The sequence below is a fragment of the Frankia gtarii genome, from assembly GCF_025403375.1.
Lineage (GTDB): Bacteria > Actinomycetota > Actinomycetes > Frankiales > Frankiaceae > Frankia > Frankia gtarii.
Window position 1 is genome coordinate 1 of record NZ_JAMPTM010000123.1, and the last position, 18,417, is coordinate 18,417.

Sequence of the window (18,417 nt, forward strand, 5' to 3'; positions counted from 1 at the left end):
CGGCGGGGGCGGGCGTGCCGGCTCGCCAGAAGCCGACGAACTCGAAGCGGCGGGCCGCGCCGGTGTAGGTCGCGAGCGTCGCGAGGGTCTGCGCCGGCGCGACGCCCAGCTCGGTGGCGACAGCGAGGACCGCCAGCGCGTTGAGGACCGAGTGTCGGCCGGGGACCGCCAGCGTCAGGTCGCCCACCTCCTGCCCGGCGTGTAGGACGACGGCGCGGGCCGTGTCGTCCCCGGCCACGGTGGCGACGTCCACCGCACGCCACCGGCGATCCGTCCCGAAGCCGTAGTCGAGCACCGGCACGGCCGCGGGCGCCGCCTGCCGGCGCAGTTCGGCGAGGACGGCGGCGACTCCCGGATCGTCCCCGCAGACCACCAGGAGCCCGCCCGGGCGCACCCGGCGGGCGAACGCGGTGAAGGCGGCCTGGACCGACGCCTCGTCCGGGAAGATGTCCGGGTGCTCCCACTCGACGTTGGTGATCACGGCGATGGCGGGTTCGAGACCGGCGAAGGCGCCGCCGTACTCGTCGGACTCCAGCACGAACACGTCGCCGGAGCCGGCGAGCGCGTTGCCGCCGAGCTGGGAGACCTCCGCGCCGATGACCGCGGTAGGGTCGAGCCCGGCCGCGCGCAGCACCAGGGTCAGCATCGCCGAGGTGGTCGACTTGCCGTGCGAGCCCGCCACGGCGACCAGCCGGTAGCCGGCGGTCAGCTCCGGCAGCCATTCGGACCGGCGGCGGACCGGCAGGCCCAGGGATCGAGCGCCGACGATCTCGGGGTGATCGTCGGCGAGGGCACTGGAGGCGACCACGACATCCACGCCGGCAAGTTCGACGGCGATCGCGTCCGCGGTCGGCGCGGGTCCGACGCGGACGGGCACCCCGCGGGCACGCAGGCTCGCCACGCGGGGAGAGTCCTCGGCGTCGCTGCCGCTGACTTTCCCGCCGCCGGCGAGATGGATCTGGGCCAGCGGCGACAGGCCGGCGCCGCCGATGCCGAGGAAGTGGACGTGCTGGGTGCGCTGACGGGTCACGCAGGCAGTACACCATCACGCCCGCATCCCGCCGCGCTCCCCCTTGATCGCGTCTCGCCAGCCCCGGGGAACCCACCCCCTCCACGGCCAGGGGGCCCGCATCGCTCCCTTGATGATCTGATGGAGGTCGATATCACATTCGGCCAGCGGTCCCCGAGAATCGCCGGGTGCGATTCGCCGGAAGGCTTTGTGACGAAGCGGACGTGGCAGGAAGGTGCGCGCCGCGCCGACAGCTTCCTTGACCACTGCCGTAGCCGTGCCTACTGTCCGATTCACAGTCGGAAGTTGACATAACTGTAACTGTCTAGCTGACGGTGAAGGTTGAGACTCTGACTGCTTCCCCCGCTCGCCGCGTGAATCCGCCATCCCGCGGCGCCGCAGGGGCGGGGTATCCCCCCGTCCGACCACCGACGCCGCTGGAGGACCGACACCGCATGGCTGCCCCACAGAACTATCTCGCGGTCATCAAGGTCGTCGGGATCGGTGGTGGTGGCGTAAACGCCGTCAACCGGATGATCGAAGTCGGTCTCAAGGGCGTCGAGTTCATCGCCATCAACACCGATGCCCAGGCCTTGCTCATGAGTGATGCCGACGTCAAGCTCGACGTCGGCCGCGAGTTGACCCGGGGCCTCGGCGCCGGGGCCGATCCCGAGGTGGGCCGGCAGGCCGCCGAGGACCACAGAGAGGAGATCGAGGAGGTCCTCAAGGGGGCTGACATGGTCTTCGTCACCGCTGGTGAAGGCGGTGGCACCGGCACGGGTGGCGCCCCCGTCGTGGCGAACGTCGCCCGCTCGCTCGGCGCGCTCACCATCGGTGTCGTGACCCGGCCGTTCACCTTCGAGGGCAGGCGCCGCGCGACGCAGGCAGACACGGGCATCGACACTCTGCGCAACGAGGTCGACACGCTCATTGTCATCCCGAACGACCGCCTGCTCGCGATGACCGACCGTGACATCAGCGTGCTGGACGCCTTCCGCAGCGCCGACCAGGTACTGCTCTCCGGTGTGCAGGGCATCACCGACCTGATCACCACCCCCGGCCTGATCAACCTCGACTTCGCCGACGTGAAGACGGTCATGTCGCACGCTGGCAGCGCCTTGATGGGCATCGGGCGGGCCCGTGGTGACGACCGGGCCACGGTGGCCGCCGAACAGGCCATCGCCTCCCCGCTACTGGAGGCGAGCATGGACGGCGCCCAGGGCGTCCTGCTCAACATCTCCGGCGGCTCGGACCTCGGCCTGTTCGAGATCAACGCGGCCGCGGAGCTCGTCGCGGACGCGGCCCACCCCGAGGCGAACATCATCTTCGGTGCGGTGATCGACGACGCGCTTGGCGACGAGGTGCGGGTGACGGTCATCGCCGCCGGGTTCGACACGGTGCAGGACCGGCGGATCAGACCGCCACACGGGCAGCAGCAGCAGCCGCGACGGCCCCACGGCCAGGGTGGGGTCGCCGGCAGCGGCACCGCGAGCGCGTCCCCGGCCCCGGCCTCCTCGCCGGCGACGACGATCCTTCCGCCGCTCCCGACGATCCCGAACGGGTCGTCCCGGGCAGCGCAGGCCGCGCCTGCGCCTGCGCCGCCGCCCGTTCAGCCGGCCCCGCCGACGCCCAGCTACCTGCAGCAGGCGTCGCCGATCAGCCAGTCGAACGTCGGCCACTACCATCCCGACCCGCTGCCGGGGGCGCCGGCAACCCACGAGCCCGCCTCGCCCGGCGAGTCGACCGTGATTCCGACGGTGGAGTCGCGGATCGCTCCGCCCGTGCGGGAACCCGTGGAGCCGGCGCCGGACCCCGGCTACGGCCAGCAGCACCGGGTCGACCCGCCGCGGGCGACGGGGCCGCGGCCGACCTACCCGCCGCGCCGCCCCGTCCGGCCGATCGTCGACGACGACGAGCTGGACGTGCCGGACTTCCTCAAATAGCCCACACCAGGGGAGACTTCCGGCCATGCCGGTTCTGTTCACCTCGCGTGCGGACGGGGTCAGTGCCGCGCCGTTCAGGGGGCTCAACCTCGGTGATCACGTCGGCGACGCCCCGGACGCCGTCGCCGCCAACCGGCACCGGCTGGCGGCGCGGCTGCGGATGCCGGTGCAGTACATGCGCCAGGTACACGGCACGCGGGTCGTCGTCGCGCGTGCGCCCATCCCGCCGCCGGAGGCGGACGCGCTCGTCACCGACGTGCCAGGTCTGGCGCTGGCGGTGATGGTCGCCGACTGTGCGCCGGTGGTGTTCGAGTCTCCGGCGGCGGTGGGGGTCGCGCACGCCGGGCGGGCTGGCATGGCCGACGGGGTGATCGACGCGACCCTGGCGGCGTTCGACCGGCTGGGCGTTGCGCCGCATCGGCTTGCGGTCACTGTCGGCCCGTGTGTGTGTGCAGGCTGCTACGAGGTGCCGGCGGAGCTGCGCCGGGAGGTCGAGCGACGAGTGCCTGGCAGTGCGGGGTCGACGCGGCGGGGGACCGCCGCGATCGACCTGCGGGCCGGCATCCACCATCAGCTCACCGCGGCAGGGGTGACCGATATCGCCATCACGCCCCGCTGCACCGCGGAGGCCCCGGAGCTCTATTCCTACCGTCGAGACGGCCGTACCGGCCGGTTCGCCGGCGTGGCATGGCTCGGGTCGGACGCGTGATCGGGCGTGCGGACCCACCAGCCGGGGCCCGGCCGATCGCGGCGGCGGGGGGCGACCCGGTCCGCCGGGCGGAGCTCGCCCGCCGACTGAGCGTGATCGAGGAACGGATCGCCGTCGCGGCGCGGGCGGCCGGCCGCGATCCGGCCGGGCTTACCCTCATCGCGGTGAGCAAGACCTGTCCGGCCGACGATGTCGTGATGCTGCACACGCTCGGGGTGTGCCAGTTCGCCGAGAACCGCGAGCAGGAGGCCGGTCCGAAGGTGAATATGGTCACGCGCCTACTCGCCACGTCGGGCGACGATCCGTCGACCGGTGACGCGGGCGGGCCGGGCGACGCGGCGGGCGACGCGGTGGGCGGGTCCGACCTCACCTGGCACTTCGTCGGCCAACTTCAGCGCAACAAGGCCCGATCCGTTCTGCGTTGGGCGGACTGGGTGCAGTCCGTGGATCGATCGAGCCTGGTGGGCGTCCTGTCCAGGCTCGCGGTTGAGCGGGGCCGCTCGCTGTCGATCTGCCTGCAGGTCTCGTTGGACTCACGGAGTGATTCCGGGGGTCGGGTGAGGCCCGTGGTCGCCGATTCGGGCCGGGGCGGCAGTGATGTCGCGGAGCTCGCGGCACTGGCTGATCTTGTCGAGGAGGCACCCGGGCTGACACTGCGCGGCGTGATGGCGGTTGCTCCCCGTGGCGAACCGGCACGTCCCGCATTCGCTCGGCTGCGAGCCGTTGCCGAACGGCTGGTCATGGACCACCCTCAGGCCACCGTCATCAGCGCCGGCATGTCAGGCGATCTTGAGGTCGCGGTGGCCGAAGGCGCGACACACCTTCGGATCGGGACCGCTTTGTTCGGTGAACGGCCTGGTGTCCCTTAGAGTCGCGCCCATGGGGCTCGGGCGCAGGGCGATGGTCTACCTCGGTCTGGCCGAGGAGGACGAGGACTATCTCGACGACGACGACTATGACGACGGTCGTGCGGTAGGTCATGATGACCGGCGTGTTATGCACGAACCGGTCCCGATGGACCGCACGGTCCGTCGGATCGACGCACGGGAGGAGCCGGTCGCCATGCCGCGACGTCCACCGGTCGAACCACTGCGCCCCGCGGGACCTGTGCCGATGCGGCGAGTGATGCCCGTCGAGGAGCCGCACCCCTACCGGATCACGACGCTCCAGCCACGCAGCTACAATGAGGCGCGGCAGATCGGCGAGGAGTTCAGGGACGGTACCCCCGTTATCATGAACCTCACCGACATGGACGACGTCGACGCCAAGCGGCTGGTCGATTTCGCCGCCGGGCTGATCTTCGGGTTGCGCGGCGACATAGAGAAGGTGACCAACAAGGTCTTCCTGCTCTCGCCGCACAACGTCGAGGTCACCGAGACGGACAAGCGACGCATCCGCGAGGGTGGGTTCTACAACCAGTCATGAAGCCGGAGCGCGGACCAGCCACGCGCCCCTCGAGGTCCCCCAGGTCCCAAGGTTCCCAGGAGAGAGCACCATCAGCACACTAGGCAGCTTGATCTCATGGGTGCTGCTGGTCTACTTCCTGTTCCTGATAGCCCGATGGATCACCGACCTTGTTCTCGTCCTTGGTCGTTCGTTCCGTCCGACCGGCCCACTGTTGTTGATCTTCGAATCCGTGTACACGGTGACTGACCCCCCGTTGCGGTTCATCCGACGCATCCTGCCTCCATTGAGGGTGGGTAGCGTATCGCTTGACCTCGGGTATCTGGTGCTCTTCCTGGTGATCTTGGTGCTGCGGAGCTATGCCCAGAAGCTGTAACGGGGTTGTGTGCACACCGCGAACGCGGGCGCGGCAGACTGCCCGCAGACCGCCCTCTCTTCGGGGAGCGGCGATGCCGCACGAGGAGGCGACGTGGCTCTGACACCACAGGACGTACAGAACAAGGTCTTCAGTCCGACGAGGTTTCGTACCGGCTACAACGAGGACGAGGTCGATACCTTCCTCGACGAGGTCGAGGCGGAGCTGACCCGGCTGCTTGACGAGAACAGCGATCTGCGCCGGCAGCTCGACGAGGCCCGCCGCTCCGGCGGCGGTGGCCCAGGTGTGCCCGCCCAGATCCTCGAGGAGAACCAGGGGCTGCGTCGCCAGGTCGAGGAGACCCGCCGCCAGCTGGCGCAGGTCCAGGCCCAGGCGGCCCAGGCCGCGCGAGAGCGCGCGCAGCAGCAACAGCAGGCGCCCCCGCCGCCCGCTCCGCAGGGCGGCGCCCCGACCACGGTGATCCCCGCCGTCGGCTCGGGCGGCGGCGGCGGCGTGCCGGCCCGCGCCGGCTCCGGCTCCGGCCAGGCCTCCGAGGCCGAGATCGAGCAGCGGGTCGCCCGCACGCTCGTTCTGGCCCAGCGCACCGCCGACGAGGCGCTGCGCGAGGCGCGCGCCGAGTCCGAGCGTGCTCGCCGCGAGGCCCGCTCCGACGCCGACCGCATCATCGGCGAGGCTCGTGCCCACGTCGCCGAGCAGCTGGGCGGCCTGGAGGACGACAAGCGTCGCCTGGAGGGGCAGGTCGAGCAGCTACGAGCGTTCGAGCGCGAGTACCGCACCCGACTGCGGGCTTATCTGGAGATGCAGCTGCGGGACCTGGACGGCATGCCGACCCAGCCGCCGGCCGTCGGGATGGGCAACACCCCCCGTCCCGGTCTGAACCCCGGCGGCCCGACGCCACCCCCGGCGGTGGGGATGGGGCCGAACGGTATCCAGCAGAGCCCCGGCCACCAGCCGACGTTCCCGCCCGGCCCGCCGATGCCCGCCGGCGCCATCGCCCGTGACAACGGCCACGGCCGTCCGGATCTGGACCCCAACCGGCGCGACGTGCCCGGCATGCAGGAGTTCTGATCCGTCGGGTCTGCTCACCTCGCCCCGTCGGGAGCGGTCCGGCCCCTGGCCGCGGTAGCCCCCGGCGCCTCACCGCGCCGTCCTGCCCGCAACGCGGTGGCGCGGCATGCTGATGCTTTGTGGTGTGCTCATTGCTTTGTGTGTGGTGCTGACCGTGGTCGGCATCGTCGCGGGTAGTGGATTCGTCTACGCGTCCCTGATCCTGACTCTCGTCGCCGCGGCGCTGCTGCCGCTCGGCGCGCTGCGCCGAACGTCCTCCTGACGGCCGCGGCCGCCCGCCGGCGTCGGGATCATCGCCGGCAGGCTGACCGCCTGCGCCTGACCGGCCGCGCTCAGCCGGCCGCGGGGATGTGGCGTGCCAGGCTGAACACCAGGCCCAGATCCCCGGCGGCCTCGGTGATGTCGGCGGCCTCAGCGATGTCGGCGGCCTCGGTGACTTCGGTGAAGGAGACCGCGAGCACCTCCTCGGCCACGGTGACACTGTGGGCGCGCAGGGCGAGCGTGGTGTCCGCGCGGGTTGCCGACCAGCGCACGTCCACCCGGTCGGTGATGTCCAGACCGGTGGCCTTGCGCGCGTCCTGCAGCACCCGCACCACGTCGCGGGCGAGCCCGGCCCGGGCCAGCTCCGGGGTGATCTCCAGGTCGAGCGCGACCGACAGGCCGGACTCGGCGGTGACGGCCCAGCCCTGCCGCGGTGTCTCGGTGATGATCAGCTCGTCGCCGGACAGTTCCACGGGCTCGCCGTCCACGTCGACGGTCAGCCGGCCGTCGATGGGCGTCCCGGCGCCGGTGATGGCGGCCGCGACCGCCTTGGTGTTCTTGCCGAAACGCCGGCCCAGGGCGCGGAAGTTCGGCTTCACGGTGATGTCCACGACGTCCGAGGTGGCCGCCTCGACGACGGTGACGTTGAGTTCCTCGGCGATCTGAACGCGCAGTTCGGCGGACAGCTCACCGAAGGCGGCGGCGCCGACGACGGCCCGGGTCAGCGGCTGGCGGGTGCGCACCCCGCTGCTGGCCCGTGCGGCGCGACCGAGTTCGACGATGCGCCGCACGAGGTCCATCTGGGTGGACAGCCGCGGGGAGTGCAGGTCGGCTGGCAGCTCGGGCCAGGACGCCAGGTGCACCGAGTCGGGGGCCTGCGGGGACGCGTCGGCGAACAGTCGGGCCCACAGCCAGTCGGTCAGGAACGGCGTGAACGGAGCCATCACCCGGGTCAGCGCGTCCAGGCAGGTGTACAGGGTGGCGAGGGCATCCGGGTCGCCGGCCCAGAACCGCCGACGGGACCGGCGGACGTACCAGTTGGACAGGTCGTCGATGAACCGGGCGATCCGCCGCCCGGCGCGCAGCGAGTCGAAGCCGGCTAGCGCCTCGTCGACCTCGCTCACCGTGGCCGCGAGCTCGGACAACGCCCAGCGGTCGAGTACGTGCCGCTCGGCCGGGGCCGCCGCGGCCGGGCCCTCGCCGGGACGCCAGCCGGCGGCGCCGGCGTACAGCGTGAAGAAGGACGCGGTGTTCCAGTAGGTCAGCAGGACCTTGCGGACGATGTCCTCGATCGCCTCGTGGCCGACCCGGCGGTCCGACCACGGGGAACCGCCGGCGAGCATCAGCCAGCGGACCGCGTCCGCTCCGTGCCGCTCGAACAGCTCGAACGGGTCGAGGACGTTGCCCACGTGCTTGCTCATCTTGCGGCCCTCGGCGTCGAGCAGCAGTCCCAGGCACAGCACCGTCTCGTACGAGGAACGGTCGAACACCAGGGTGCCGATCGCCATCAGGGTGTAGAACCAGCCGCGGGTCTGGTCGATCGCCTCGCAGATGTACTGCGCCGGGTACTGCCGGGCGAAGTCCTGCGCGCCCTGGTGCGGCGCGCCCCACTGGGCGAACGGCATCGCGCCGCTGTCGTACCAGACGTCGATCACCTCGGGTACCCGGTGCGCGGTCGCGCCGCAGGTCGGGCAGGCGATGGTGACCTCGTCGACGAACGGGCGGTGCGGGTCGAGCTCGGCGAGATCGCGCCCGGCGAGCTCGGACAGCTCCGCGATCGAACCGACGCAGACGAGATGGTCCGGGTCGTCGTCGCAGCGCCAGACCGGCAGCGGCGTGCCCCAGTAGCGGTTGCGGGACAGCGCCCAGTCGACGTTGCCGCGCAGCCACTCGCCGTAGCGGCCGTTCTTGATCCGCTCCGGGTGCCAGTCCGTCGCCGCGTTCTGGGCCAGCAGCTGGTCGCGGATCACCGTGGTGCGGATGTACCAGGACGGCAGCGGGTAGTAGATCAGCGGGGTGTGGCAGCGCCAGCAGTGCGGGTAGCTGTGGGTGTAGGTCTGGGCCCGCCACAGCCGGTCCCGCTTGCGCAGGTCGGCGGTCAGCGGGGTGTCGGCGTCCTTGAAGAACATCCCGCCGACGAGTCCGACGTCGGCGAGGAACCGGCCGTCGGTGCCGATCGGGTTGACCACGGGCAGCCCGGCGGCGCGGCAGACCGCGAGGTCCTCCGCGCCGAACGCCGGCGCCTGGTGCACCAGGCCGGTGCCGTCGGTGGTGGTGACGTAGTCGGCGAGCACCACCGAGTGCGGTGTCCCGGTGCCGGCGGCGAACCGCTGCGCGTCCAGCAGCTCGAACGGGCGGGCGTAGCGGGCGCCGGCGAGCGCCGCGCCGCGGAAGCGCTCGACGACCTCGGCGTCCTCGCCGACGGCGGCGACCAGCGGCTCGGCGACGACGAACAGCTCGCCGCCGACGGCGCGGACCAGCGCGTAGTCGACGTCCGGGTGGACGGCGACGGCGGTGTTCGACACCAGAGTCCACGGCGTCGTCGTCCACACGAGCAGCTGCGCGCCGCGCTCGGTGAGCCCGAGGGAGTCGGCGACCAGCGGGAAACGGACGTAGACCGAGGGATCGTCCACGTCGGCGTATCCCTGGGAGACCTCATGGTCACTCAGCGGCGTCTCGTCGCGCGGGCAGTAGGGGGTGACGCGGAAGTCCTCAACCAGCAGACCCTTGTCGAAGATCTGCTTCAGCGACCACCAGACGCTCTCGATGTAGCTGGTGTCCATCGTGCGGTAGGCGCCGTCGAGGTCGACCCAGTAGCCCATCCGCTCGGTCATCGCGGAGAAGTCGGCGACGTGGCGCAGCACCGACTCGCGGCAGCGGGCGTTGAACTCGGCGATGCCGTACGCCTCGATGTCGTTCTTGCTGGTGAAGCCGAGTTCCTTCTCCACCGCGAGTTCGACGGGCAGCCCGTGGCAGTCCCAGCCGGCGCGGCGGGGGACGTGGAAGCCCTTCATCGTCCGGTACCGGGGGAACAGGTCCTTGAAGACCCGTGCCTCGACGTGGTGGGCGCCCGGCTTGCCGTTCGCGGTCGGCGGCCCCTCGTAGAAGACCCACAGCGGGCGGTCCGCGGTGGACTCCAGCGAGCGGTGGAAGATCTTGGCGTCACGCCAGCGGGCGAGCGTCTCGCGTTCGAAGGCGGGCAGATCCACCTGCCCGGGCAGCGGGGCGAAGGTGGGGGTACGCGGGGCGGTGGTCATCGTGGCGGACCCGGTCTTCCTCGGTCGTGGCTGGCGTCGGACCAACGGAGGGACGACGCCTCACCGGCCGCGCGTGACGACGGCCGGCGAGCCTGCCCGCCGCCACGTCCCGCCCGGGACCGGGGGTACCGCGGTACCACCCTCCTTGCACGCCCCACCCGACCGATCCACCGGTGGCGGACCGGGCCGTGGGACGGCCTCTCGTCAAAGCTCGCGGCGGCCGGATCTACTGGGGTGCCGCCGGCTCACGCCCGCGGAATCCCGTTCTGCCGACGGCTCAGGGGTGATCTTCGCAACGCGCTGGCCACCGGGCTTCCACCAACCCCGGCTCGCTCAGGCTGCGCCCGCCGCTACTCGTCCCCGTCGACGCCGTGCCGCTGCGGAGGAGTCTAGTCGACCGTTCGGCGGCTCAGCCGGTGCCAGGTGGGGATCGCGGCACGCCCCGTGCGCGCCGGCCCGTAGAGTGGATCGGGTGGGGGAGGCGACGACCATCGGGAGCAGCGTGTCCGAAGATCCCGTCGGCCGTGGGCCGGCCGCGGCGAGTGCAGGCGTGGGCGCGTCCCGGCGTCCGGTGGTCACGTTGACGGCGGCTGCCGTCGTGATCCTGCTGCTCGACATCGTCACCAAGCACATCGCGGTGGCCCAGCTGTCCGACCGTGGTCCCGTCGACGTCATCCCCGGTGTTCTCGACCTACGGCTGACCCGCAACTCCGGGGCCGCGTTCAGCCTGGCCGGCGGGGCGACCGTCGTGCTCAGCCTCGTCGCGCTCGCCGTGATAGTGGTCGTGGTCTTCACCGCCCGCCGGCTGCGGTCGGTGGGCTGGGCGATCGTGCTCGGCGCCCTGCTCGGCGGCGCGCTGGGCAACCTCACCGACCGGGTTTTCCGCGCCCCCGGCCCGCTGCGCGGCCACGTCGTCGACTTCGTCCACCTGCACCACTGGCCGATCTTCAACGCCGCCGACTCGGCGATCGTCTGCGGCGGCATCCTCGCCGTCGTGTTGTCGTTGCTGGGCATCGGGCTGGACGGCACCCGCTACGGCGACTCCGGCGAGGCCGTGTCCGGCGCCGACAGCCGTGGCGTCGCGCCGGTCGGCGGGGACGACGCTGTGCTGCGGGCCGATCCGCCCGCTGACCCCGCCGGCCGCGGCGGCGTCGGGCCGGGCGGGCCGTGACCGCCGTCGGCGGAGACCTGCGTTCGCTGCCGGTCCCGGACGGACTCGACGGCTTCCGCCTGGACGCCGCGATCGCGCGGATGTTCGGGTTGTCGCGGACCGCGGCCGCCACCCTCATCGACGACGGCCAGGCCAGCCTCGACGGCCGGATCCGGGGTCGGTCCGACCGGGTCAGCGGCGGCGCCTGGCTGGAGGTGCGGCTACCCGCCCCGCCGCGTCCGCTGACCGTGGAGCCGACCCCGGTGGCGGGGCTCGGCATCCTGCATGACGACGACGACATCGTGGTGGTCGACAAGCCGCCCGGCGTGGCCGCCCATCCGGCCCCCGGCTTCACCGGGCCGACCGTGATCGGGGCGTTGGCCGCGGCCGGCTATCGCATCTCCACCTCGGGCGCCGCGGAGCGGCAGGGGGTCGTGCACCGCCTCGACGTCGGGACCTCCGGGGCGATGGTCGTCGCCAAGAGCGAGCGTGCCTACACGTTGTTGAAGCGGGCCTTCCGTGAACGCCAGGTGGACAAGCGCTACCGCGCCGTCGTGCAGGGCCATCCCGACCCGCTCAGCGGCACCGTCGACGCGCCGACCGACCGCCATCCTCGCCGGCCGGGCCTGTTCGCCGTCGTCGCGGACGGCAAGCCCAGCGTGACCCACTACGACCTGGAAGAGGCGTTCCGTTCGGCGTCGCTGCTGTCGATACGCCTGGAGACCGGCCGGACCCATCAGATCCGGGTGCACATGTCGGCCCTGCGCCATCCTTGCCTCGGTGACCTGGCCTACGGGGCCGATCCCACCCTCGCCGAACGCCTCGGCCTGACCCGGCAATGGCTGCACGCGGCCCGACTGTCGTTCGATCATCCCGGTCACGGTGGCCTCGTCGAGTTCACCAGCCCGGACCCGGCCGACCTGGCGGAGGCGGTGGATCGGCTGCGGGAGCAGGCATGACCGAACCGGCGGCGGTCGAGAAGCCGTCCCCGCCGATTCCCGTTCCCGACGTCGCTGCGGCCATGCCCGCGCAGGCGCAGCCCTCCCCGCTCGACCGGCTCGACGACGCCGTGCTACCGGCGGTGTTCCGCGTCCTCGATGCCGCCCGGTCCCGCCTCGCGGACACCGCCGATCGTGAGGCCGGCCGGGCCCGGCGGCTGGCCGAGCGGGCCCGGCGCGGGCGGGCGAGTGGCGACGGGCCGGTTGACACCGAGACCGCCGGCTCGCCGGCTCTGCTCGACGTGGTCGGCGTCGCACCCGGGGGCGTGGTGGACCGCGGGGCGCGGGTACTCGTCCTCGGTCTCGTCGCGCTGATCGTGGTGAGCGCGGCGGCGGCGATGCTGCAGAGCGTCGACCGGGACCGGTCGTCCAATGCGACGGCGCCCGCGGTCGCGCTGACGGGTTCCCCACCGGCCACCTCCCCACCGGCGGCGCAGCCCGTGACACCGACGGTGACCATCGGCCCCGGTGCCAGCGACTCGGTCGCCGAGTACCTCGGGGCGAGCCGGCAGAACCTCGCGTCCCTGACCGCCGCCGCACCCGCCGCGGACCTCTACGCCGTCGCGAGCCTCACCGGCCCGGTCACTCCCGACCAGTTGATCGACCTTTTCGGCAGCTACCGGGCCGTGCAGGTGTTCTTCACCGCTGGGACCGGCGGGCAGGTCGAGCAGGCCACGGTGCGCGACCCGGTTGCCGACGTCCACACCGCGTTCGCCTCGGCGGCGGCGCAGGCGCAGGCGCGCGCCGAGACCGAGGCGCGAGCCGGCGACGCCGGCGCGGACAATCGGGACCGCCAGGCCGCGGCGCAGCTGCGGGTCGGGTGTGCGTGCCTGTTCGCCGCCGTGGTGCGGGCGCCGGCCGGCCGGTTGTCGCAGCTGGCGGCCGATCCCCGGGTTCGGATCGTCGATCCGGCGCCGCCCGGCGCCGGACCACCAAGCGTGAGATTCCTCCCACTGTCGCCGGATCGCCGCTGATCTCGAGCGCGGCATCCTCCATTATCTGGCCGGGTCACTGCCACCCGGGGGATGTGGCGCGGAGCTCGCGGGCTGCCGCCATCGTCGCCCCCCGTCACGGTCAGGGCGGGCACGAGGGAGGATGAAGTGGAATGCCCTCGTCAGCGCGGGTTGCCGGGCTCGGGGACGACGCCGGTTGCGGCGTTGCGGGCAAGCATCCTGAACGGCACCGGACGATGATCGACAACCGCACGGGCACGACAACCCGACGATGACGACTACAGGACGATAAGGAGCCCAGGGGTGAAGTTGGCGAAAGGCACCCGAGAGGTTTTCGACGCGGAGAGCCTGGTGGAGGAGTACATGGGCCCCCGCAAGCGCGGGCTGCGTTACGCCTACCCCTACTACGACGGACTGGTCACCAACGACGACCCGGACCTGCTGTGCACGGGCGACCTGCTCGCACCCAGCCTGCTCGGCGTGCACGTCGACGTCGACCGGATGCACACCCTGACCGCACTCACGCCGCTGTTGCAACGGGCGCTGGACAAGCTGCCGCCCGGCATCGAGCTGATCGAGGCCGACGAGGTGACCCTCGACCTGGTCGCCGCGCTCTACGACCCGCTCGACGACCCCGACGTCTCCGATCGCGACGTCAAGGGCTCGCTGATCGCCAAGGTGTTGCATCGCAAGCGGCCCGCGCTCGTCCCCCTGTTCGACTCCAAGGTCCGGATCTTCTACCAGCATGAGGACTGCGTCCCGCCCTCCCCGCGCGACGGCCGCAGCTGGCGGCAGTACATGGGGTTGCTCGTCCGGGCCATGCAGTACGACCTTCGGGAGAACGCCGAGGAGTTCCGCCGGCTCGCCGCGCTGGTGCCGTCGACCGGCCCGCAGGTCACCCCGCTGCGCATGCTTGACGTCGTGGTGTGGATGAGCAGCGCAGTGTGACTCGTCCCCGACGACGGCCCGGGGCCATCGCCCGCAGCCGGCTGCGACAATGGGCGACGTGCTGAGCTACGCCGTCCGCGGGCTCACCCGACGACATGGGGTGGGCGAGCACTCCGTCCTCGCCAACGACCGGATCGACCTCGACATCCGGCAGGGCGAGGTGTTCGGGGTGCTCGGCCCGAACGGCGCCGGGAAGACCACGCTGGTCCGCCAACTGATGGGTCTGCTGCGCCCCGACTCCGGGTCGATCACGATGTTCGGTCGCGACGTCCGCGCCGCCCCGGACCTGCCCGCCCGGCTGACCGGCTATCTCGGCCAGGACGACCTCGCCCTGGCCGAGCTGCCCGTCGCCACCGCGGTGGCGACCACCGCGCGGATGCGCGGCGTTTCCCGCGCGGCCGTGCGGGAGGTCCGCGACGCCATCCTTGACGAACTCGGCCTCACCGCGGTGGCGGACCGGCCGCTGGCCCGGCTGTCCGGCGGCCAGCGGCGGCTGGCCTGCGTGGCCACGGCGCTGGTCGGCGACCGTCCGGTCCTCGTCCTCGACGAGCCGACCACCGGGCTCGACCCGGCCGCCCGCCGAGCGGTGTGGGGGGCGTTGCAGCACCGCCGGGACACGACGGGCACCACCGTCGTGCTGATCACCCACAATGTCCTGGAGGCGGAGTCGGTGCTCGACCGGGTCGCCGTCCTGGAGTCCGGGCGGGTGATCGCCTGCGACACCCCCGGCCAGCTCAAGGCGTCGGTCTCCGGCGACGTCCGGCTCGACCTCGCCTGGCGGCACGAGCCGCCCTTCGACGACCCCACCGTCGCCATGCTCGCTCGTATCGCGACGACCAACGGCCGGCGCTGGACGGTCCGCCTGGACCCGGCGACCGCCCGGGAGGCCCTCGGACGGCTGACCACCGGCGCGGCCCTCGCCGCGCTGGACGATTTCAGCCTCGCCACCCCGTCCCTCGAGGACGTCTACCTCACCCTCGGCGGGGCGTCTCGAGACCTGGAGCGGACATGACTGTGCACGTGCGTCGTCCGGGCCAGCAGGAGTGGTCCCGATGACGATCGTCCCCGACGAGCGTGACGCGCCCGCGATCCTCTCGGCACTGCAGCCGGAACCGTCTCTGGAACCGTCCCTGGAACCGTCGTCGGGGCCGTCCACGGTGCCGCTGCCGTTGCCCATTCCGATGCCGGCGAGGCTCGGGCCGCCGAAGATGCCGCTGGCCACCCCGTTCGGCACGGCGTTCGGCGCGGTCTACCGCGGGCAGCTCGCCCGATCGAAGGTCGGCCGCATTCCGTTGCTGTTCGTGGCGTCGTTCCAGTCGATCGGAATCCTCGTCCTGCTGCGCGGCATCCTCGACGTCGACAACTCCACCGCCGCCGGCCAGGTCGTCGCGGGCTCCACCGTGCTGGTGGTCGCGTTCGTCGCGCTGAACCTGCTCGCCCAGCGCTTCGGCGCCCTGCGGGCGGCCGGCGCCCTCGACTACTACCTGACCCTGCCGATCCCGCCGGCGGCGGTCGTGCTGGGCACGGCCGCCTCCTACGCGACGTTCGCCGCGCCCGGCACGGTCATCACCGCCGTGGTCGGTGCCCTGCTCTACAACCTGCCGATAACGGGGCTGTGGCTGCTGCTGCCCGTCGTCGTGCTCTCCGGGGTGTGTCTGGCGGGTCTGGGAGCCGTGGTCGGCCTGATGGCCCCGCGTCCGGAGCTGGCGACCATCGCCGGTCAGCTCGGGATGAGCATCGTGCTGTTCCTCGGGGTCATCCCGGCGGACCGGCTGCCCGAGATCGGGCGGGTGGCCCGGGATGTGCTGCCGAGCAGCTACGCCGTGGACGCCCTCGCGGCCGCCTTCCAACCCGGTGTGGACTGGTCGAAGGTGGTCCTCGACCTCGCCGTCTGCGCGGCGGTGGGGATAGCGGCGCTGGCCGTCGCGGCGGTGACGCTGCGCCGCGTCGGAACTGCCTGACCCGAGCGCGCCGCCCGCGCCGGAGACCATGCCCGTGCCCGCGTCCGCGCCTGTGGCAGCCCCCGGGACCACTGTCGCACCCAGTGTGGTCGGGCTGGCCGCCCGGCAGGATAGTGTCAACCGTCCGCGGTGGCCGGCGCCGCCGCCGAACGTCATGCGGACGGGGAGACGGACACCTCTTGGCGGGGCGGGCGACGTGACCGAGCGTTCATCGGATTTCCGGGGGGTCCCGACGGACCCGGGAGTCGAGACGTCCCCGGACTCCCCGTCGCCGGCCCGCTCGCGGCGGCCGGTGCCGCCCGGTGTCCGTCCGGACCTGCTCGCGGGGCTGATCTGCGCGGTGGCGATGGTGGTCGTCGGGTTCCCCCTCGGCCTGCTGTGGGCCGCCGTCGCGCCGCACCTCGACATCACCGGCGCCCTGCACGGCAACGAGTCGGCGTTCGCGGTTCAGAGTGACATCGACGCCCGCTTCGCGATGATCTGTGCGATCGCCGGGCTCGTCGGTGGTCTGCTGGCGTTCTGGCGGGCCCGGGACGCGGGTTTCCCGGTGCCGCTCGGGCTCGCCGCGGGCGGCACCGGCGGCGCGCTGATCGCCGGCTGGATCGGCCACCTGCGCCGTTCCCCGGATCTGCTGCACAGCCTGCCGCCCAACGCCTCGCCGGTGCTCGTGGACCTGGTCGACCTGCGGGTCCGCGCGCACGGGCTCTACCTGGTCATGCCGGTGGTCGCGCTGGGGGCCTTCGCGATCGGCCTGTGGGCGACCTCTCGGTCGAGCCGGCGCCCGCGCCCGCGCGCCGACGGCTCGGCGCCGCCCAACCCCCTCGCCGGCTCGCCCGGCGCCGAGCCCGGACCCGCGGGCGGCGTCCCGGCCTCGGACGAGCCGCAGAGCCCGGCGGACGTCACGGGGCTGCAGACCCGGCCGGCGAGCGGGTCCCGGCCCGACGGCCCACGGGCACCCGACTGACCCTGGTCGGGCCACCCGAAGCGCTGTCGCGTACGTGGTCGGGTGCGGCGTGGTCGAGAGCAGCGAGATGCTGGAGGTTGATGACGGTCGTCGACCCGGAAACGGTGACCAACCTCCAACAACTGGTGCCGCGGCTGCGGTGCGGGTCAGTTCGGGCTTGGGTCGACCCGGCGCAGCTCGCTGGATCCGATGGTGGTGATCTTCTTGAGCAGGCCGACCTCGCGGCGCAGCAGTGCCCGCTCGACGCGCAACCGGGTGGCCGCGTCCGCCGCCGCGAGCAGGCCCTGGCGCTCGGTGAGGTCGGTGACGGCCGCCGCGGCGATCACGTAGGACAGGGCGATGGGATCGTCAGGCAGATCCGGCAGGGAGATCTGCACCGTGCCGGTGGCGGCCAGCCGCTCGGCATAGGCGCGCATCAGTTGCTGCACCGGCGCCACGCACTCGCGAGCGGCCCGCGCGTCACCGAGCTCGTCGGGCAGGAACTCCACCTCCCCCACCAGGTAGGGCGCGCTGTGCTGATCCACCGCGCCGACGCGGAAGCGCTGCCCGCCGACGGTGATCAGGGAGAAGCGGCCGTCCGGATGCTCCTGCACGCGGCGCAGCACCGCCGTGCAGCCGATGTCGTGGACCGCGGGCAACGCCGGCCCCGTCTCGCGGCCCCGCCGGATCGCCACGACCCCGAAACTGCGCGCCTCGCCGGCGGGCTGGGTGAGCAGCTCCCGGACCAGCGTGCGGTAGCGCTCCTCGAAGATCTCCAGGGGCAGCACGAGCCCGGGGAGCAGGACGGTGCCTAGCGGGAACAGCGGGAGCCGCGCGTCCATCGCCGGTGCCCTCCCCTTCTGGCCTACCCGGGGTTGCGCTTCGCCCGAGCCGCGGACCGCCGGTTGGCCGGCACCACGGGGGCGCGCACCGCGGCGGGTCCACCGCCGCTGGCCGGGCGTGTGACATCAACCCTGTCCCGTGCCGGCCGCGGTGTCCATCCGCCGACCCCTGTGATTCTCGCCGAACGAGGGCGTGTCGGCGCCCCCGGTTGTCCGCCTGGGGTGGCGCCACCGGGCCCTGGGCTCCCCCTCGACGGCCGTTCGGGCAAGAATGGGACGGTGTGGGGAACCGAACCGGAGCTGCTGGTCGTCCTTGAGCATCCTGGCCGTGCCGAGGGCCCGCTGGCGACATTGGCCGAGTTCGGACCGGTGACCTCGACGTTGCCGCCGCGGCTTGCGCTGCTGGCGGTACCGGCGTCGCGGGCGGCGGAGGTGGGGGCCCACACGGGCGTGCGCGGCGTCTTCGTCGACGGGGTGCCCCCGGCGCTGCGGGAGACCCTCAGCCCCGCGGAGGCCCTGTTCGTCGACGGCTGGCTGGCGCGCCGCAGCATCAAGGACCGCCCCGCCGACGGACGCCCCTGGGACGCCCCTGGCG

The 18,417-nt window shown here is 72.7% G+C and carries 18 protein-coding genes; 15 read left to right on the forward strand and 3 right to left on the reverse strand.

Annotated features, from left to right (window positions below; genetic code table 11):
- A partial coding sequence (locus NBZ83_RS18005) for a UDP-N-acetylmuramate--L-alanine ligase (protein ID WP_261575446.1) occupies positions 1–1,030 on the reverse strand: 1,030 nt, incomplete at its 3' end.
- A 434-nt stretch (positions 1,031–1,464) separates the two neighbouring features.
- Here NBZ83_RS18005 and ftsZ point away from each other — a divergent pair.
- The 7 genes from ftsZ (at position 1,465) to NBZ83_RS18040 (ending at position 6,771) form a co-directional block, all read left to right on the forward strand.
- The gene (gene ftsZ / locus NBZ83_RS18010; protein WP_261575447.1) at positions 1,465–2,952 is read left to right on the forward strand and encodes a cell division protein FtsZ; all 1,488 of its coding nucleotides are present in this window, start codon (positions 1,465–1,467) and stop codon (positions 2,950–2,952) included.
- 25 nt (positions 2,953–2,977) lie between these two features.
- Positions 2,978–3,661 carry a peptidoglycan editing factor PgeF gene (gene pgeF, locus NBZ83_RS18015; protein ID WP_261575448.1) on the forward strand — a complete coding sequence of 228 codons (684 nt, stop codon included), beginning with the start codon at positions 2,978–2,980 and terminating at the stop codon, positions 3,659–3,661.
- Complete coding sequence (locus NBZ83_RS18020) at positions 3,658–4,530, forward strand: YggS family pyridoxal phosphate enzyme (RefSeq protein ID WP_261575449.1); 873 nt, start codon at positions 3,658–3,660, stop codon at positions 4,528–4,530. The genes pgeF and NBZ83_RS18020 overlap by 4 nt, the downstream gene beginning before the upstream one ends.
- A gap of 10 nt (positions 4,531–4,540) precedes the next feature.
- Complete coding sequence (locus NBZ83_RS18025) at positions 4,541–5,086, forward strand: cell division protein SepF (RefSeq protein ID WP_261558987.1); 546 nt, start codon at positions 4,541–4,543, stop codon at positions 5,084–5,086.
- Positions 5,087–5,156: 70 nt separating this feature from the next.
- Entirely contained in the window at positions 5,157–5,441 is a 285-nt protein-coding gene (locus NBZ83_RS18030; RefSeq protein WP_498041063.1) for a YggT family protein, read from the forward strand.
- A gap of 93 nt (positions 5,442–5,534) precedes the next feature.
- Entirely contained in the window at positions 5,535–6,509 is a 975-nt protein-coding gene (locus NBZ83_RS18035; RefSeq protein ID WP_261575450.1) for a DivIVA domain-containing protein, read from the forward strand.
- 124 nt (positions 6,510–6,633) lie between these two features.
- Positions 6,634–6,771 (forward strand): hypothetical protein, encoded by a 138-nt coding sequence (locus NBZ83_RS18040; protein ID WP_261575455.1) that lies wholly within the window; start codon positions 6,634–6,636, stop codon positions 6,769–6,771.
- A gap of 70 nt (positions 6,772–6,841) precedes the next feature.
- Here the strand turns inward: NBZ83_RS18040 and ileS are convergent, their stop codons facing one another.
- On the reverse strand, positions 6,842–10,027 hold the full coding sequence (gene ileS / locus NBZ83_RS18045) for an isoleucine--tRNA ligase (protein WP_261575451.1): 3,186 nt from the start codon (positions 10,025–10,027) through the stop codon (positions 6,842–6,844).
- A 550-nt stretch (positions 10,028–10,577) separates the two neighbouring features.
- Here ileS and lspA point away from each other — a divergent pair.
- The 7 genes from lspA to NBZ83_RS18080 all read left to right on the forward strand — a co-directional run bounded on the left by lspA (position 10,578) and on the right by NBZ83_RS18080 (position 17,001).
- Positions 10,578–11,198 (forward strand): signal peptidase II, encoded by a 621-nt coding sequence (lspA, locus tag NBZ83_RS18050; protein WP_308203807.1) that lies wholly within the window; start codon positions 10,578–10,580, stop codon positions 11,196–11,198.
- Positions 11,195–12,136 carry an RluA family pseudouridine synthase gene (locus NBZ83_RS18055; RefSeq protein WP_261569862.1) on the forward strand — a complete coding sequence of 314 codons (942 nt, stop codon included), beginning with the start codon at positions 11,195–11,197 and terminating at the stop codon, positions 12,134–12,136. The genes lspA and NBZ83_RS18055 overlap by 4 nt, the downstream gene beginning before the upstream one ends.
- The gene (locus NBZ83_RS18060; protein ID WP_261575452.1) at positions 12,133–13,149 is read left to right on the forward strand and encodes a hypothetical protein; all 1,017 of its coding nucleotides are present in this window, start codon (positions 12,133–12,135) and stop codon (positions 13,147–13,149) included. Before NBZ83_RS18055 ends, NBZ83_RS18060 begins: the two co-directional genes overlap by 4 nt.
- Before the next feature lie 282 nt (positions 13,150–13,431).
- Complete coding sequence (locus NBZ83_RS18065) at positions 13,432–14,076, forward strand: DUF6308 family protein (RefSeq protein ID WP_261569860.1); 645 nt, start codon at positions 13,432–13,434, stop codon at positions 14,074–14,076.
- Positions 14,077–14,125: 49 nt separating this feature from the next.
- On the forward strand, positions 14,126–15,088 hold the full coding sequence (locus NBZ83_RS18070) for an ABC transporter ATP-binding protein (RefSeq protein WP_261569859.1): 963 nt from the start codon (positions 14,126–14,128) through the stop codon (positions 15,086–15,088).
- 169 nt (positions 15,089–15,257) lie between these two features.
- Positions 15,258–16,037 carry an ABC transporter permease gene (locus tag NBZ83_RS18075; RefSeq protein ID WP_261569872.1) on the forward strand — a complete coding sequence of 260 codons (780 nt, stop codon included), beginning with the start codon at positions 15,258–15,260 and terminating at the stop codon, positions 16,035–16,037.
- 196 nt (positions 16,038–16,233) lie between these two features.
- Positions 16,234–17,001 (forward strand): hypothetical protein, encoded by a 768-nt coding sequence (locus NBZ83_RS18080; RefSeq protein WP_261575453.1) that lies wholly within the window; start codon positions 16,234–16,236, stop codon positions 16,999–17,001.
- A 146-nt stretch (positions 17,002–17,147) separates the two neighbouring features.
- Here NBZ83_RS18080 and NBZ83_RS18085 read toward each other — a convergent pair whose 3' ends face one another.
- Positions 17,148–17,822 (reverse strand): LON peptidase substrate-binding domain-containing protein, encoded by a 675-nt coding sequence (locus NBZ83_RS18085; protein ID WP_261569857.1) that lies wholly within the window; start codon positions 17,820–17,822, stop codon positions 17,148–17,150.
- Positions 17,823–18,101: 279 nt separating this feature from the next.
- On the opposite strand from NBZ83_RS18085, the gene NBZ83_RS18090 reads away from it, so the two are divergent.
- Positions 18,102–18,417 (forward strand): hypothetical protein (locus NBZ83_RS18090; protein ID WP_261575454.1); only part of this gene is annotated, 316 nt, incomplete at its 3' end.

Excerpts from the sequence above, each read along its gene's own strand:
- NBZ83_RS18060 (WP_261575452.1), top strand. The coding sequence starts at position 12,133 with ATGACCGAACCGGCGGCGGTCGAGAAGCCGTCCCCGCCGATTCCCGTT.
- NBZ83_RS18085 (WP_261569857.1), bottom strand. The coding sequence starts at position 17,822 with ATGGACGCGCGGCTCCCGCTGTTCCCGCTAGGCACCGTCCTGCTCCCC.
- NBZ83_RS18025 (WP_261558987.1), top strand. The coding sequence starts at position 4,541 with ATGGGGCTCGGGCGCAGGGCGATGGTCTACCTCGGTCTGGCCGAGGAG.
- pgeF (WP_261575448.1), top strand. The coding sequence starts at position 2,978 with ATGCCGGTTCTGTTCACCTCGCGTGCGGACGGGGTCAGTGCCGCGCCG.
- ftsZ (WP_261575447.1), top strand. The coding sequence starts at position 1,465 with ATGGCTGCCCCACAGAACTATCTCGCGGTCATCAAGGTCGTCGGGATC.
- ileS (WP_261575451.1), bottom strand. The coding sequence starts at position 10,027 with ATGACCACCGCCCCGCGTACCCCCACCTTCGCCCCGCTGCCCGGGCAG.
- NBZ83_RS18075 (WP_261569872.1), top strand. The coding sequence starts at position 15,258 with ATGCCGGCGAGGCTCGGGCCGCCGAAGATGCCGCTGGCCACCCCGTTC.
- NBZ83_RS18070 (WP_261569859.1), top strand. The coding sequence starts at position 14,126 with ATGGGCGACGTGCTGAGCTACGCCGTCCGCGGGCTCACCCGACGACAT.